Below are 14,304 nucleotides of genomic sequence, written 5' to 3' on the forward strand. Positions count from 1 at the left end.
AACAGTACCCGCCGCGATTTCCGGCCCCCCTCAGTGCGCCGTCCGGTCCCCGAACCGCAGTTGGGTGATCGCGGGCGTGAGGGTCCGCAGCCCGGGGAGCAGGTTCTGGATCCGGATCACCTCGCCCATCGCACCCCGCCCGCGGGGCAGGTGCAGCGCACGCACCTCCGTGATCCCCGGATGGGCGCTGCGCAGCTTCCCGCGCTCGCCCGGGTCCATCGCCCAGCGCATCGGCGGAATCGTCATGCCACCGACCTTCGAAGTGCCCGCCACCGTGCCCTTCGCGAGCCACCGGGCCATGGTGTCCAGGACGAGGATGCCGCCCGGCAGCCGTTCGGCGCAGGCCGCCAGGATCCTGCGCACCTCGGCCGGCCGCAGGTACATGAGCAGCCCCTGGGCCGTGACGACCACGCCCCGGCCCTCCGGGTCCTCGATCTCGTCCAGCCAGGACAGATCCGTCGCCGATCCGGAGAGCGTCCGCAGCCGGTCCGGGGACGGGAGGAGGGCGCGGCGCAGCGTGGCCACCTCCGCAAGCTCCACGCTCAGCCAGTTCAGCAGTCCGTTGTCGACCCGCCAGAAGCCGGTCTCCAGGCCGTCGCCGAGCGCGACGACGGTCGCGGTCGGACGGTCGGCGAGATAGTCCTGCACGGCCAGGTCGAAGCAGCGTGAGCGCAGCGCCTGGGCCTGCGAGTTGAACGGGTTGGGCAGCCCGAACCGTTCCTCGAACGGGTAGTCCAGGTCCGTCAGCAGCCGCAGCGCCATCGGGTCGTCCAGCACCGGATAGGGCCGTCCCGCCTCGTACGCCCGGTTGTACAACGTCCACAACAGGGTCTCCGGCACCCCGTCCAGCATCGGCCGCACACGCGCCATGTCCGCTCCTCGTGTCCCGTTCTGCTCTTGTTCCCCGGTCCCGTTCTGCTCTGTCCCCGGCAGGGCCGCCGGGGGCCCGTCAGCCGCGCAGCGTCAGCACCTGCCCGGCCACCACCAGCAGCACCTGTTCGCACTCGTCGGCGAACGCGGCGTTCAGCCGGCCCAGTTCGTCCCGGAAGCGCCGCCCGGCGGCGGTGGCGGGCACCACTCCGGAACCGGTCTCGTTGGTCACCGCGACCACGGTGCGCCGCGTCCCGCGGACGGCGGCGACGAGCTCGGCGGTCCGCTCCCGCAGCGCGGTCTCGCCGTCGCCCGCCCAGGCCGCGTCGTTCCAGGCGTCCACCCGGTCCATCGCGTCCGTGAGCCAGAGCGAGAGGCAGTCGATCAGCAGTGGCGGTCCGTCCGAGGCCAGCAGTTCCGCCAGCTCGCAGGTCTCCTCCGTGCGCCAGGCCGCCGGTCTGCGCTCCCGGTGCAGCCCGATCCTGGCCGCCCACTCCGTGTCACCCTCCCGGCCGCCGCCGGTCGCCACGTACACGACCTCGGGATACGTCTCCAGCCGTCGCTCGGCCTCGACCGACTTCCCGGACCGGGCCCCACCGGTGACCAGCGTGCGCCGAGGGACCTCCGGTTCGGCGTGGTACGCGCCGACCGTCAGCGTCGTCCCGTCCGGCACGGCCCGGGTCCCGGCCGCGGCGAGCCGGCGGTCGAGTTCGGGCCCGGGCGGGGCGTCATGGTCCAGATGGACGGCGATCACCTCGGTGGCCAACCCGATCGCCTCGACGGCCCGCAGCCGGGCCACCGCGTCGGGCCGCCCCACGATGTCGGCGACGACCATGTCGTACGGCTCCGTCATACGGTCGGCGAGACCGGCCGGTGCGGCCCCCGGCGGCAGGTAGAGCAGCCGCTCGCCGTCCGGCGCCGTGACCTCGTACCCGGTGCCGGGCGCGTCCATCGGCACGGCCCGCACCCGGTGTCCGCTGATCAGGGTCAGCACCCGCCCGTCCGGCACCCGGCCCGCCGGGGGCAGCCCGGCGGGCAGTTCGACGGCGGGCCCGTCGTGCGGATGGGTGAGCAGGACCTGGCGTACGCCGGTGAGTGAGTGACCCGCGCGGGCCGCGGCGAAGACCGCCCCGGGGGTGAGGTCGAGCAGCAGCGCGTCGTCGATCAGCAGGGCGGTCGCGGCCCGCGCCCCCGCCCCGCGGGCGGTGGCGCAGGCGGCGCAGGGGCAGTCGGGCCGCGGCAGCCCGTCGGGGGCTCCGGTGCCGAGCAGAGTCAGTTCCACGCCCCGATCCTCCCGCGTCCCCGCACCGGATGCGCGACGTGGGGGTGGCCGGGCGTAGACGGGTCCCTTCCGGGGCAGGTCCGAAGCGTGGGTGCCGCTCCCGGCAGGGTTCGTCCCGTCGCTCCGGCATTGCGGGTCCCGGCACTAGGCTGCGGACGGAACAAAGTGACCCAGGAGGCGGACATGGCGTGGACGTGGCGGTTCGAGAAGTCCGACGGTACGGAGACGGAGCCGGCCCTGCAGCCGGAGGAATTCACGACGCAGGGCGACGCGGAGTCCTGGATCGGCGAGTACTGGAAGGAACTCCTCGACGGCGGGGCGGACCAGGTGACGCTCTTCGACGACACGACGAAGATCTACGGCCCGATGAGCCTCCAGGCCGAGCAGAGCTGAGCGTGACGTGCGCCGGGCGGACCCGTGAGGGCCCGCCCGGCGCACGCCGCGTCACGCGTTCCGGTGCCGTGGCTGCCGGAGCCTTCGGCAGTGCTGCGTCACGGCCGAGTGCGACCTCGGCCGACCGCTCGAAACACGCCGTCGGGCAGCCGGCTCCCGCCGGGCGCGACCCCGGTCATGACCGGCAGAGGCCGTCGGCCGGGGATCCGGGGTCGTTCGTTCGGATCAGTGTGGGTCAGGCCCGGTCACGGACCCCGCAAGCCCGGCCGGGCCGAGCGAGAGGCCCTAGATCTCGCCGAGCGTGACCTCGGCCGTCCTCTTCGCATCGTTGCGCAGATACGTCACGGTGACCTTCTCGCCCGGCTTCTCCGGGGCCAGTGCCTCCGACAGGGAGGTGATCGTGGTGACGGGCACGTCGCCGATCTTCGTGATGATGTCGCCGACCCGCAGTCCTGCCTTCTGCGCCGCACCGCCCTTCGTCACACTGACGATCGCGACTCCCGTCGGTTTGTAGCTGTCGTCGACGACCGTGCGGCCGGTGATGTTCAGGGCCGCCCGCCCCGAGTCGGTGACCTTGCCGTTCTTGATGATCTGGTCGGCGACCGTCTTCACCATCGAGACGGGGATCGCGAAGCCGATGCCCGGTGCCGCGCTGTCACCCATCTGGGGGTCCGTCGCCGCCAGCGTCGGGATGCCGATGACCTCGCTGTTCAGGTTCACCAGCGCGCCCCCGCTGTTGCCCGGGTTGATCGCCGCGGAGGTCTGCACCATGTTCGCGATGGTCGCGCCGGTGCCACCGCCCGCGCTGCTCTCGCTCACGGTCCGGCCGAGCGCCGAGACGATGCCCTGGGTGACGCTGCTGGACAGCCCGAGCGGTGAGCCCATCGCCAGCACGATCTGGCCGACCTGGACCTTCTCCGAATCGCCGAACTCGGCGGGCTTCAGCCCGTCCGGGAGGTCGTCCAGCTTGATGACGGCCAGATCCTGCTCGGGATAGGCGGCGACCAGGGAAGCGCTCAGCACCTTCTCCCCGGTGGCCACGGTGACCTTGAACGTCTTCTCGTCACCCACGACGTGGGCGTTGGTGACGATATGGCCCTTGGCGTCGTAGACGATGCCCGACCCCAGGCTGTTGGAGGCGTCGATCTGCACCACCGACGGAAGCACGTTCTTGATGACGGTCTGGTACGCGCCCTGCAGATCGCCGGTGGCCTTCGAGGCCGAACCCTGCCGGGCCGACCCGGACTTCGTCGGGGCGGCGTTCGAGGCGTTGGAAGCTGAGTCGGAGCAACCGCTCACCAGCGCGATCGCACAGACACCTGCGGACAGGGGCAGCAGCAGCCGGCGCACACGACGGCGGGGGTGAAAGGCATCCATGTCCGGATTATGGCTTTTAACCCGGTCGGTGGCCTGTTGGGTGCACCCGCAGGGGCCGAAGACCCGTCCGCCTCGCGGCCGGGGGCGATCCTTCCGCCCGTCCGGCGCTCTCGGGCGACGCGGCCGCCGGGGCGACCCCGGTGCGGTCCCCTGCCCCCGGCGCTCTACCCCCGTACCCCGCACAGGTGCAGCAACGCGGCCACGCCGCGGTACGGATCCGTCCGCCCCGCCCGGTCCTCGGCCGCCAGCACCCGCTCCAGCTCCGCCGCGGACGGCAGTTCCACGTCATTGCCCACGTTGTCCGTGAAGATCCGCACCCCGTACCAGGCGTGCAGCGGCGCCGCGATGCCGGCGAGCGTGGCGGTGAGGGCGTCGAGCCGGTCCGCGCGCACGGAGAGCCCGAGGCGGTTGGTGTAGCGGTCCGAGTCGAACGCGGCCAGTGCCGCGTCCCAGTTCCCGGCGGTCCCGGGCCGCATCGCCAGCGCGTCGGCGTTCCGTACGAGGAGGGACAGCAGACCGCCCGGCGCCAGCATCCTTGCCAGACCCGCCACCATGGCGTCGGGTTCCTGGACATACATCAGCACCCCGTGGCAGAGCACCACGTCGAAGCTGCCGGGAAGGAAGTGGACCCCGGTGTCCTGCCCGTTGCCCTCGATGAACCGGACCCGCTCACGGATGCCCGCCGGCTCGCCGCCGAGCGCCTCGCGGGCGACCCGCAGCATCTCGGGGTCGGATTCGAGACCGGTGACGGTGTGGCCGGCCCGTGCCAGGCGCAGGGCCTGGGTGCCCTGGCCCATGCCGACGTCGAGGATCCGCAGCCGCTGCCCGACGGGGAAGCGCGCCGCGATCTGTTCGTCCAGTTGCCGGGCGACCAGCTCCTGGCGGACGGTGTTGCGCAGTCCGCCGAGCCCCTTGAGCCACACCGACGCAGCCCCCGAGAACCCGGAGACCGCACCACCCGGCCGGCCGGCGGACACGCCGCCGACCGAACCGGAAAGATCCGTACTCAGGGCCGCTCTCCGCGCTTGACCTGCGGCTTCGGCAGCCTGAGCCGACGCATCTGGAGCGTACGCATCAGCCCGTAGGCCACCGCGCCGCGCTTCGGCGTATCGGGGAAGCGCTCGTTCAGCTGCTTGCGCAGACGGAACGTGAGCCCGATCGAGTCGACGACGATCAGCACGATCACGCCGAGCCAGAGCAGCAGCGAGATGTTCTGGATGCCCTGCACCTGGACCACGCTGAGGATCAGGATGACCACGGCGAGCGGCAGGAAGTACTCCGCGATGCAGAAGCGCGAGTCCACGAAGTCGCGGACGAAGCGACGCACCGGGCCCTTGTCGCGGGCAGGCAGATACCGCTCGTCACCACTGGCGAGCGCCTCACGCTGCTTGGCCATGTCGACGCGACGCGCTTCGCGCTGCCGCTTCATGGCCTCCTTGCGGTCGAGCGGCGCACCACTGGAGGCACGACGGCGTTGCGACTGGGCGTCGCTTCGCTTGGGGGTGGGGCGACCCTTGGGAGCCTGCGGGTCGCGGGACGTCTTGGAGAGGTCCGCCGTCACCTTGTCGGTGGGGGCCTTCTCTTCCTTGGAGCGGCTACGGAACACAAGGCCCAAGGGTACGGGGTCGATCGCCACGACACCGGGCCGGCCGGGAACGATCCGGCAACGGCCTGCGTCCTTGCTGGTGTCCGAGCGGGACGATTCGGGCGCCGGCACCGGTGTCCCTGACCGTCACCTACTCCCTGGGCCGGAGCGGTCACCGGGGGCAGTCGTCCTTGGGGAGGACCCCATCCCCGCTCGAACAGTGCGGTAATAGAGACAGGGCCCGTACTGTGGGTTCTGTCGGAGTGCTGGTGACCGGTTGAGTCAGAAGGGGGCGCGCGAAGCCCATGAGCGGTGTCATGAAGCGTATGGGGATGATCTTCCGCGCGAAGGCAAACAAGGCCCTTGACCGGGCCGAGGATCCGCGCGAGACCCTCGATTACTCGTACCAGAAGCAGCTGGAGCTGCTTCAGAAGGTGCGCCGCGGTGTCGCCGATGTGGCGACGTCGCGCAAGCGCCTGGAGCTGCAGCTGAACCAGCTGCAGGGCCAGACGTCCAAGCTGGAGGACCAGGGCCGCAAGGCGCTCGCGCTCGGCCGCGAGGACCTGGCCCGTGAGGCGCTGTCGCGCCGTGCGGCCCTCCAGCAGCAGGTCACCGACCTGGAGACGCAGCACACCACGCTGCAGGGCGAGGAGGAGAAGCTCACCCTGGCGGCTCAGCGGCTGCAGGCCAAGGTCGACGCCTTCCGTACCAAGAAGGAGACCATCAAGGCCACCTATACGGCTGCCCAGGCACAGACCCGGATCGGTGAGGCCTTCTCGGGCATCTCCGAGGAGATGGGCGACGTCGGCCTGGCCATCCAGCGGGCCGAGGACAAGACGCAGCAGCTGCAGGCGCGCGCCGGCGCGATCGACGAGCTGCTCGCCTCCGGCGCCCTGGACGACCCGTCCGGCACGGCGAAGGACGACATCGCCGCCGAGCTGGACCGGATCTCCGGTGGTACGGATGTGGAGCTGGAACTGCAGCGCATGAAGGCCGAACTGGCCGGCGGTTCCACCTCGCAGCAGGCGATCGAGGGCGGCCCGCAGGATGCCGCCCAGCAGCAGCAGGACCGGTCCCCGAACAAATTCGACAAGAACTAAGGCAGCGTCATGATCGTACGGATCATGGGGGAGGGCCAGGCAGTCCTGGCCGACAGTCATCTCGCCGAGCTCAACAAGCTCGACAACGAACTGCTCGCCGAAATGGAGAGGGGCGACGGCCCCGGCTTCCGCTCCACGCTCCACGCGCTGCTCGCCAGGGTGCGCGAACTCGGCACACCCTTGCCGGACGCCTCCCTGGAGCCGTCCGAGCTGATCCTGCCGTCGCCCGACGCGACTCTAGAAGAGGTCCGCGCCATGCTCAGCGACGACGGGCTGATCCCCGGCTGACCGGCTGACGACCGGCGGCTCCAGCACCCGCACCCCGTGCCCCGTGGACGGCCCGCCGGCCCACGGGGCACAGCACTGTCCACGACCGGAGCGGCCGTCCGGACCCGGCCCCGCACCGCTCCCTCCGGTCGCGCGCACCGGTCACCTTGCGACACGCCGTAACGTAGCTTGACGTGACCACCCTCGGAACCGGGGTTCTGCGCATCCGGAACTGGCTGCGCGACCATCCCCTCGCGCTGGACGGCGCGCTCGCCCTGGCCGTGTACGTGGCGATGGTCGTCGGGTCGTTCGCCGCGCCCGGCGTACACCACGGACCCACCTTCGGCACCAGGGCGCCCGCCGTCGGCAGTGTGTTCCTGATGGCGCTGAGCGCCATCGCCCTGATCTGGCGCCGCCGACGGCCGATGGCGGTACTCGCCGCCACCGGGGTGCTGGCCGTCGTCGAACTGGTGGCGGCAGATCCGCCGGCCCCCGTGGTGATGAGCACCGTCATCGCGCTCTACACCGTCGCCGCCCGCACCGACCGGCCGACGACCTGGCGGGTCGGACTGCTCACCATGGCCGTGCTCACCGCGGCCGCGATGTTCTTCGGGGCGGCCCCCTGGTACAGCCAGGAGAACCTGGGGATCTTCGCCTGGACCGGGATGGCGGGCGCGGCGGGGGACGCGGTCCGCTCCCGCCGGGCGTTCGTCGGCGCGATCAGGGAGCGCGCCGAACGGGCCGAGCGGACCCGCGAGGAGGAGGCCCGGCGTCGGGTGGCCGAGGAGCGGCTGCGCATCGCCCGTGACCTGCACGATGTCGTCGCCCATCACATCGCTCTGGTCAACGTGCAGGCCGGGGTCGCCGCCCATGTCATGGACCGGCGCCCCGACCAGGCCAAGGAGGCGCTCGCCCATGTCCGCGAGGCGAGCCGCTCCGCGCTCAACGAACTGCGGGCCACCGTGGGGCTGTTGCGCCAGTCCGGCGACCCGACGGCGCCGACCGAACCCGCCCCCGGGCTCGCCGTCCTGGACGAGCTCGTGGAGACCGTGCGGCGGGCCGGGCTGCCCGTCGAGGTGGCCTGCTCGGCGAAGGAGGGCCCGCCGCTGCCCGCCGCCGTGGACCTGGCCGCGTACCGGGTGATCCAGGAGGCGCTGACCAACGTGCGCAAGCACGCCGGCCCCGGGGCGAAGGCCGAGATCAGTGTCGTACGGGTCGGGGCCACGGCCGAGGTCATGGTGCTGGACAACGGGCAGGGCACGGCCGGCCGCGCGGACGGCGACCTCGTCGGCGGCGGCCACGGCCTCCTCGGCATGCGGGAACGGGTGACCGCCCTGGGCGGCACCCTCACCGCCGGACCCCGTTACGGCGGCGGCTTCCGGGTCCATGCGATCCTGCCCCTCAAGGCCCGTGCGCAGGAGCCGGATCAGCCGGACGCGGCGGGCCGGACGGGGGAGAACGCATGACACCGGCCATCAAGGTGCTGCTCGTCGACGATCAGGCGTTGCTGCGCAGCGCGTTCCGGGTGCTGGTCGACTCGGAGCCCGACATGCAGGTGGTCGGCGAGGCCGCGGACGGGGCGCAGGCCGTGGAGCTGGCCCGCTCGACGCGTGCCGACGTGGTGCTGATGGACATCCGGATGCCCGGTACGGACGGTCTCACCGCGACCAGGATGATCAGCGCCGATCCGGAACTCGCGGACGTCCGCGTGGTCATGCTCACCACCTTCGAGGTGGACGAGTACGTGGTGCAGTCGCTGCGGGCCGGGGCCTCGGGCTTCCTCGGGAAAGGGGCGGAACCTGAGGAACTCCTCAACGCCATCCGGATCGCGGCCGGCGGCGAGGCGCTGCTGTCGCCCGCCGCGACCAAGGGCCTGATCGCCACGTTCCTCGCACAGGGCGGCAGCTCGGGTGACGGGGGGCCGGGAGCGGCCGAGTACTCCGCGCGTCTGGAGGCTCTCACCACCCGGGAGCGCGAGGTGCTGGTGCTCGTCGCGAGCGGGCTGTCCAACGACGAGATCGCCGAGCGCCTGGCGGTCAGCCCACTCACCGTCAAGACCCACGTGAACAGGGCGATGGCGAAGCTGGGGGCCAGGGATCGCGCTCAACTGGTCGTAATTGCGTACGAATCGGGCCTGGTGCGCCCGCGGGTGGAGTGAGGTGCAGACGCGGCGTACTCCACCTGCGGTATGCGCGGCATAAGAAAGCGACCCTGGGACCGACGATTCCGGTGCCGCCGATGGGCGATCGTACAGGTGGGCCGGGTCTGTCCCCGAGTCACCCGCCCACCTGCCGCGTAAGCCACAGAAGAGAGACCCACCCATGTCCTGGCTGTCCAGATTCAGCCTCGCGCAAAGGGCCCTGATCGGGCTGATCTCGATCGTCGCGCTCGTGTTCGGAGCCATCGCGATCCCGCAGCTCAAGCAGCAGCTGCTGCCCACCATCGAACTGCCGATGGTGTCGGTGCTCGCCCCCTACCAGGGTGCGTCCCCCGATGTGGTCGAGAAGCAGGTCGTCGAACCGCTCGAGAATTCGATCAAGGACGTCGACGGCGTCACCGGACTGACCTCGACCGCCAGTGAGGGCAACGCCGTCATCATGGCGACGTTCGACTTCGGCGACGAGGGCACCAAGCAGCTCGTCGCGGACATCCAGCAGGCGGTGAACCGCGCCCGTATCCAGCTGCCCGACGATGTGGACCCGCAGGTCATCGCCGGCTCGACCGACGACATCCCGACCGTCGTCCTCGCCGTCACCTCCGACAAGGACCAGCAGGCGCTCGCCGATCAGCTGGACCGCACCGTCGTCCCCGCGCTGGAGGACATCGACGGCGTCGGCCAGGTCAACGTCGACGGTGTGCGGGACCTCCAGGTCTCCATCACCCCCGACGACAAGAAGCTCGCGGCGGCCGGACTGAACCCGACCTCGCTCGCCGAAGCGCTCAAGGCCGGCGGCGCGACCGTCCCGGCGGGTTCCTTCTCCGAGGCGGGCAAGAGCCGCACCGTCCAGGTCGGTGGCACCTTCACCAGCCTGCGGGAGTTCGAGGACCTGCGGGTCTCCGGGCAGAACCCGGCGACGGGCAAGCCCGGAAAGCCGGTCCGGGTCGGTGACATCGCCACGGTGAAGCAGGAGCCGTCCACCACGGTCTCCCTCACCCGTACGAACGGCAAGCCGAGCCTCGCCGTCATGGCGACGATGGACAAGGACGGCAGCGCCGTCGCCATCTCGGACGCCGTCAAGGACAAGCTCCCGGACCTGCGCAAGGACCTGGGCGCCGGTGCCGAGCTGACGGTCGTCTCCGACCAGGGCCCCGCCGTCTCCAAGGCGATCTCGGGCCTGACCACCGAGGGCGCGCTCGGCCTGCTCTTCGCGGTCATCGTGATCCTGGTCTTCCTGGCCTCGCTGCGGTCGACCCTGGTCACCGCGGTCTCCATCCCGCTCTCCGTGGTCCTCGCGCTGATCGTGCTCTGGACCCGCGACCTGTCGCTCAACATGCTCACCCTGGGCGCGCTGACCATCGCGATCGGCCGGGTCGTCGACGACTCGATCGTGGTCCTGGAGAACATCAAGCGCCACCTCGGCTACGGCGAGGAGCGCCAGTCCGCGATCACCACCGCGGTGAAGGAGGTGGCCGGCGCGGTCACCGCCTCGACCCTCACCACGGTTGCGGTCTTCCTGCCGATCGGTCTGGTCGGCGGCATGGTGGGCCAGCTCTTCGGCTCGTTCTCGCTGACCGTCACCGCGGCCCTGCTGGCCTCCCTGCTGGTCTCGCTGACCGTCGTCCCGGTCCTGTCGTACTGGTTCCTGCGCGCCCCCAAGGGCAGCGCCGAGGACCCGGACAAGGCCCGTCGCGAGGCCGAGGAGAAGGAAGCCCGCAGCAAGCTCCAGCGGATCTACGTCCAGGTGCTCCGCTTCGCCACCCGTCGCCGCATCACCAGCATCGTCATCGCCGTCGCCGTGCTGTTCGGCACCTTCGGCATGGCCCCGCTGCTGAAGACGAACTTCTTCGACCAGGGCGAGCAGGAAGTCCTGTCCATCAAGCAGGAGCTCACCCCGGGCACCAGCCTGGCGGCCGCCGACGAGGCGGCCAAGAAGGTCGAGAAGGTCCTGGCCGGTGACGAGGGCGTCAAGGACTACCAGGTCACCGTCGGATCGTCCGGCTTCATGGCCGCCTTCGGTGGCGGCACGGGTGCCAACCAGGCCTCCTACCAGGTCACCCTGAAGGACTCGGCCGACTACGACGCCACCCAGGAGCGCATCGACGAGGCCCTCGGCAAGCTCGACGGCATCGGGGACACCACCATCGCCGCGGGTGACGGCTTCGGCAGCCAGGACCTGAGCGTCGTGGTCAAGGCCGCCGACGGGGACACCCTGAAGAAGGCCTCCGAGGAGGTGCGCGCCGAGGTGGCCAAGCTCAAGGACGTCACGGACGTCCAGAGCGACCTGGCGCAGAGCGTCCCGCGCATTTCGGTCAAGGCCAACAGCAAGGCCGCCGACGCCGGCTACAGCCAGGCCACGCTGGGCGCGACCGTCGCAGGCGCCGTGCAGGGCACCCCGTCCGGCAAGGCGATCCTGGACGACACCGAGCGTGACGTCGTCATCAAGTCGGCCCACCCGGCCACCACCATGGAAGAGCTGAAGAACCTTCCGCTGGGCGCGGTCAAGCTCGGCTCGATCGCCGATGTGAAGCTGGTCCCCGGACCGGTCGCCATGACCCGGATCGACGGCCAGCGCGCCGCGACGATCACGGCCAGGCCCACCGGTGACAACACCGGCGCGGTCAGCGCCTCGCTCCAGTCGAAGATCGACGCCCTGGACCTCCCGGACGGCGCCACCGCCACCATCGGCGGTGTCTCCCAGGACCAGGACGACGCCTTCATGAAGCTGGGCCTGGCCATGCTGGCGGCCATCGCGATCGTCTTCATGCTGCTGGTCGCCACCTTCCGGTCGCTCGTCCAGCCGCTGATCCTGCTCGTCTCCATCCCGTTCGCGGCGACGGGCGCCATCGGCCTGCTCCTCATCACCGGCACCCCGATGGGCGTCCCCGCGATGATCGGCATGCTGATGCTGATCGGCATCGTGGTGACCAACGCGATCGTGCTGATCGACCTGATCAACCAGTACCGCGCCCAGGGCATGGCCGTGGTCGAGGCGATCGTCGAGGGCGGCCGTCACCGGCTCCGCCCGATCCTGATGACGGCCCTGGCGACGATCTTCGCTCTCCTCCCGATGGCGCTCGGCGTCACCGGCGAGGGCGGCTTCATCTCGCAGCCGCTGGCCGTCGTGGTCATCGGCGGTCTGGTCACCTCGACGCTGCTGACGCTGCTCCTGGTGCCGACGCTGTACGCGATGGTGGAGCTCTTCAAGGAGCGCCGCGCGAAGAAGAAGGCCGCGAAGCGGGCCAGGAAGGCCGGCGTGCCGGCCCCGGCCGAATCGGAGGGGACCTCCTCCGACGAGCCGGAGCCCGCGAAGGCCTGACCCGGCGGGTACGGCGAGGGGCCTGTCCCACACGAGTGTGTGGGGCAGGCCCCTTCGGGTTTCCTCGATGCCGTTCCGGACGGGAGGCGGCGTTATCCGCTCCCGTCCGGGGCGCGCGAAGCCCTACGGCAGCGCCAGCATCCGCTCCAGCGCCAGCTTCGCGTACTTCTCCGTCTCCGGGTCGACCTCGATCCGGTTGACCAGGTTCCCCTCGGCCAGTGACTCCAGCGTCCACACCAGGTGCGGCAGGTCGATCCGGTTCATCGTCGAGCAGAAACAGACCGTCTTGTCGAGGAAGACGATCTCCTTGTCCTCCGCGGCGAAACGGTTGGCCAGGCGGCGCACCAGGTTCAGCTCGGTGCCGATAGCCCACTTCGAGCCGGCCGGGGCCGCCTCCAGCGCCTTGATGATGTACTCCGTCGAGCCGACGTAGTCCGCGGCCGCGACGACCTCGTGCTTGCACTCCGGGTGCACCAGCACGTTGACGCCGGGTATGCGCGCCCGTACGTCGTTGACGGACTCCACCGAGAAGCGCCCGTGCACCGAGCAGTGTCCGCGCCACAGGATCATCTTCGCGTTGCGCAGCTCGTCGGCGGTGAGGCCGCCGTTGGGCTTGTGCGGGTTGTAGAGGACGCAGTCCTCCAGCGTCATCCCCATGTCCCGCACAGCCGTGTTGCGGCCCAGGTGCTGGTCAGGCAGGAACAGCACCTTCTCGCCCTGCTCGAAGGCCCACTCCAGGGCACGCTTCGCGTTCGACGAGGTGCAGATCGTGCCGCCTTGGCGGCCGGTGAAGGCCTTGATGTCCGCGGAGGAGTTCATGTACGAGACGGGCACGACCTGGTCGGCGACGCCGGCCTCGGTCAGCACGTCCCAGCACTCGGCGACCTGCTCGGCGGTGGCCATGTCGGCCATCGAGCAGCCCGCCGCCAGGTCCGGCAGCACGACCTTCTGGTCGTCGGTGGTCAGGATGTCGGCGGACTCCGCCATGAAGTGCACGCCGCAGAAGACGATGTACTCGGCCTCGGGCCGGGCCGCCGCGTCACGGGCGAGCTTGAACGAGTCGCCGGTCACATCGGCGAACTGGATGACCTCGTCGCGCTGGTAGTGGTGCCCGAGGACGAAGACCTTCTCGCCCAGCTTCTCCTTGGCCGCGCGGGCGCGCTCCACCAGGTCCGGGTCGGACGGGGAGGGCAGGTCGCCGGGGCATTCGACGCCACGCTCGCTCTTGGGGTCGGCGTCGCGGCCGAGCAGGAGCAGGGCGAGGGGTGTCGGCTGGACATCGAGTTCCTGGACGGGGTGGGCCGTGGTCACGTCACGCACCCTTTCTTCTCTGCGGGGCAAGCCTTTTCGTCTAATTGACGCTATCTATCATAACTGCTTCACGTCACTTTGACGATGCCGATAGCGTCGATGTGACGCATCCGCCCGCGTGGCCGGTGTGCGAGCATGAATGGAACAGGCAAGCGCTCGGCCCGGAATGAATCCGCGGTCCCGACGGTTGCAACGTCGGCAAGCAGTCTCCGTACAACCCGGGAGAGAAGCAGATGTCCGTATCGGACGAGACCACCACCGTGAGCGACGGCATCCTCCTGTCCGACGCCGCCGCAGCCAAGGTCAAGGGCCTGCTGGAGCAGGAAGGCCGCGACGACCTGGCGCTGCGCGTCGCCGTCCAGCCCGGCGGCTGCTCCGGCCTGCGTTACCAGCTCTTCTTCGACGAGCGTTCGCTGGACGGCGATGTCGTGAAGGACTTCGACGGCGTCAAGGTCGTCACGGACCGGATGAGCGCCCCGTACCTGGGCGGCGCCTCCGTCGACTTCGTCGACACCATCGAGAAGCAGGGCTTCACGATCGACAACCCGAACGCCACGGGTTCCTGCGCCTGCGGTGACTCCTTCAGCTAAGAGGGCCCGAGCGCGAAGCGACAGCGGCGAAACGGTACGGCGGCGGCCCCGG

General features: G+C 70.6%; 13 protein-coding genes. 7 read left to right on the forward strand and 6 right to left on the reverse strand.

Annotation, left to right across the window (positions count from 1 at the left end; all coding sequences use genetic code 11):
* Window positions 1–30: 30 nt before the first annotated feature.
* Together OG538_RS26540 and OG538_RS26545 are read right to left on the reverse strand one after the other, a co-directional pair.
* Complete coding sequence (locus OG538_RS26540; RefSeq protein ID WP_406097686.1) at window positions 31–870, reverse strand: class I SAM-dependent methyltransferase; 840 nt, start codon at window positions 868–870, stop codon at window positions 31–33.
* Window positions 871–949: 79 nt separating this feature from the next.
* Window positions 950–2,152, reverse strand: coding sequence for a bifunctional adenosylcobinamide kinase/adenosylcobinamide-phosphate guanylyltransferase (locus tag OG538_RS26545; RefSeq protein ID WP_406097688.1), 1,203 nt, complete (start codon window positions 2,150–2,152; stop codon window positions 950–952).
* 183 nt (window positions 2,153–2,335) lie between these two features.
* Between OG538_RS26545 and OG538_RS26550 the strand changes: the two genes are divergently transcribed.
* Complete coding sequence (locus OG538_RS26550; RefSeq protein ID WP_356323161.1) at window positions 2,336–2,545, forward strand: hypothetical protein; 210 nt, start codon at window positions 2,336–2,338, stop codon at window positions 2,543–2,545.
* Window positions 2,546–2,830: 285 nt separating this feature from the next.
* On the opposite strand, the gene OG538_RS26555 is transcribed toward OG538_RS26550, so the two are convergent.
* The 3 genes from OG538_RS26555 to OG538_RS26565 form a co-directional block, all read right to left on the reverse strand.
* Window positions 2,831–3,922, reverse strand: coding sequence for a S1C family serine protease (locus OG538_RS26555; protein ID WP_406097690.1), 1,092 nt, complete (start codon window positions 3,920–3,922; stop codon window positions 2,831–2,833).
* 164 nt (window positions 3,923–4,086) lie between these two features.
* Window positions 4,087–4,845 carry a class I SAM-dependent methyltransferase gene (locus tag OG538_RS26560; RefSeq protein ID WP_406100312.1) on the reverse strand — a complete coding sequence of 253 codons (759 nt, stop codon included), beginning with the start codon at window positions 4,843–4,845 and terminating at the stop codon, window positions 4,087–4,089.
* 83 nt (window positions 4,846–4,928) lie between these two features.
* Window positions 4,929–5,528, reverse strand: coding sequence for a DUF3043 domain-containing protein (locus tag OG538_RS26565; protein WP_406097692.1), 600 nt, complete (start codon window positions 5,526–5,528; stop codon window positions 4,929–4,931).
* A 296-nt stretch (window positions 5,529–5,824) separates the two neighbouring features.
* Between OG538_RS26565 and OG538_RS26570 the strand changes: the two genes are divergently transcribed.
* The 5 genes from OG538_RS26570 to OG538_RS26590 all read left to right on the forward strand — a co-directional run bounded on the left by OG538_RS26570 (window position 5,825) and on the right by OG538_RS26590 (window position 12,351).
* Entirely contained in the window at window positions 5,825–6,607 is a 783-nt protein-coding gene (locus OG538_RS26570; RefSeq protein WP_406097694.1) for a PspA/IM30 family protein, read from the forward strand.
* Window positions 6,608–6,616: 9 nt separating this feature from the next.
* Window positions 6,617–6,895 carry a hypothetical protein gene (locus OG538_RS26575; protein WP_406097696.1) on the forward strand — a complete coding sequence of 93 codons (279 nt, stop codon included), beginning with the start codon at window positions 6,617–6,619 and terminating at the stop codon, window positions 6,893–6,895.
* Between the two features lie 173 nt (window positions 6,896–7,068).
* Window positions 7,069–8,340 (forward strand): sensor histidine kinase, encoded by a 1,272-nt coding sequence (locus OG538_RS26580; RefSeq protein WP_406097698.1) that lies wholly within the window; start codon window positions 7,069–7,071, stop codon window positions 8,338–8,340.
* Window positions 8,337–9,032, forward strand: coding sequence for a response regulator (locus OG538_RS26585; protein ID WP_406097700.1), 696 nt, complete (start codon window positions 8,337–8,339; stop codon window positions 9,030–9,032). Before OG538_RS26580 ends, OG538_RS26585 begins: the two co-directional genes overlap by 4 nt.
* A 163-nt stretch (window positions 9,033–9,195) precedes the next feature.
* Window positions 9,196–12,351 (forward strand): efflux RND transporter permease subunit, encoded by a 3,156-nt coding sequence (locus OG538_RS26590; protein ID WP_406097702.1) that lies wholly within the window; start codon window positions 9,196–9,198, stop codon window positions 12,349–12,351.
* Between the two features lie 123 nt (window positions 12,352–12,474).
* Here the strand turns inward: OG538_RS26590 and nadA are convergent, their stop codons facing one another.
* Window positions 12,475–13,671 carry a quinolinate synthase NadA gene (gene nadA, locus OG538_RS26595; protein ID WP_406097704.1) on the reverse strand — a complete coding sequence of 399 codons (1,197 nt, stop codon included), beginning with the start codon at window positions 13,669–13,671 and terminating at the stop codon, window positions 12,475–12,477.
* Window positions 13,672–13,895: 224 nt separating this feature from the next.
* On the opposite strand from nadA, the gene OG538_RS26600 reads away from it, so the two are divergent.
* A complete protein-coding gene (locus tag OG538_RS26600; RefSeq protein ID WP_030970782.1) occupies window positions 13,896–14,252 on the forward strand; it encodes an iron-sulfur cluster assembly accessory protein in 357 nt (118 codons plus the stop codon).
* The last annotated feature ends 52 nt before the right edge of the window (window positions 14,253–14,304 follow it).

The sequence above is a fragment of the Streptomyces sp. NBC_01013 genome, from assembly GCF_045162765.1.
Taxonomy (GTDB): Bacteria; Actinomycetota; Actinomycetes; order Streptomycetales; family Streptomycetaceae; genus Streptomyces.

Coding starts and splice junctions, on each gene's coding strand:
- OG538_RS26585 (WP_406097700.1), top strand. CDS start 8,337: ATGACACCGGCCATCAAGGTGCTGCTCGTCGACGATCAGGCGTTGCTG.
- OG538_RS26570 (WP_406097694.1), top strand. CDS start 5,825: ATGAAGCGTATGGGGATGATCTTCCGCGCGAAGGCAAACAAGGCCCTT.
- OG538_RS26575 (WP_406097696.1), top strand. CDS start 6,617: ATGATCGTACGGATCATGGGGGAGGGCCAGGCAGTCCTGGCCGACAGT.
- OG538_RS26590 (WP_406097702.1), top strand. CDS start 9,196: ATGTCCTGGCTGTCCAGATTCAGCCTCGCGCAAAGGGCCCTGATCGGG.
- OG538_RS26600 (WP_030970782.1), top strand. CDS start 13,896: ATGTCCGTATCGGACGAGACCACCACCGTGAGCGACGGCATCCTCCTG.
- OG538_RS26550 (WP_356323161.1), top strand. CDS start 2,336: ATGGCGTGGACGTGGCGGTTCGAGAAGTCCGACGGTACGGAGACGGAG.
- OG538_RS26540 (WP_406097686.1), bottom strand. CDS start 870: ATGGCGCGTGTGCGGCCGATGCTGGACGGGGTGCCGGAGACCCTGTTG.
- OG538_RS26555 (WP_406097690.1), bottom strand. CDS start 3,922: ATGGATGCCTTTCACCCCCGCCGTCGTGTGCGCCGGCTGCTGCTGCCC.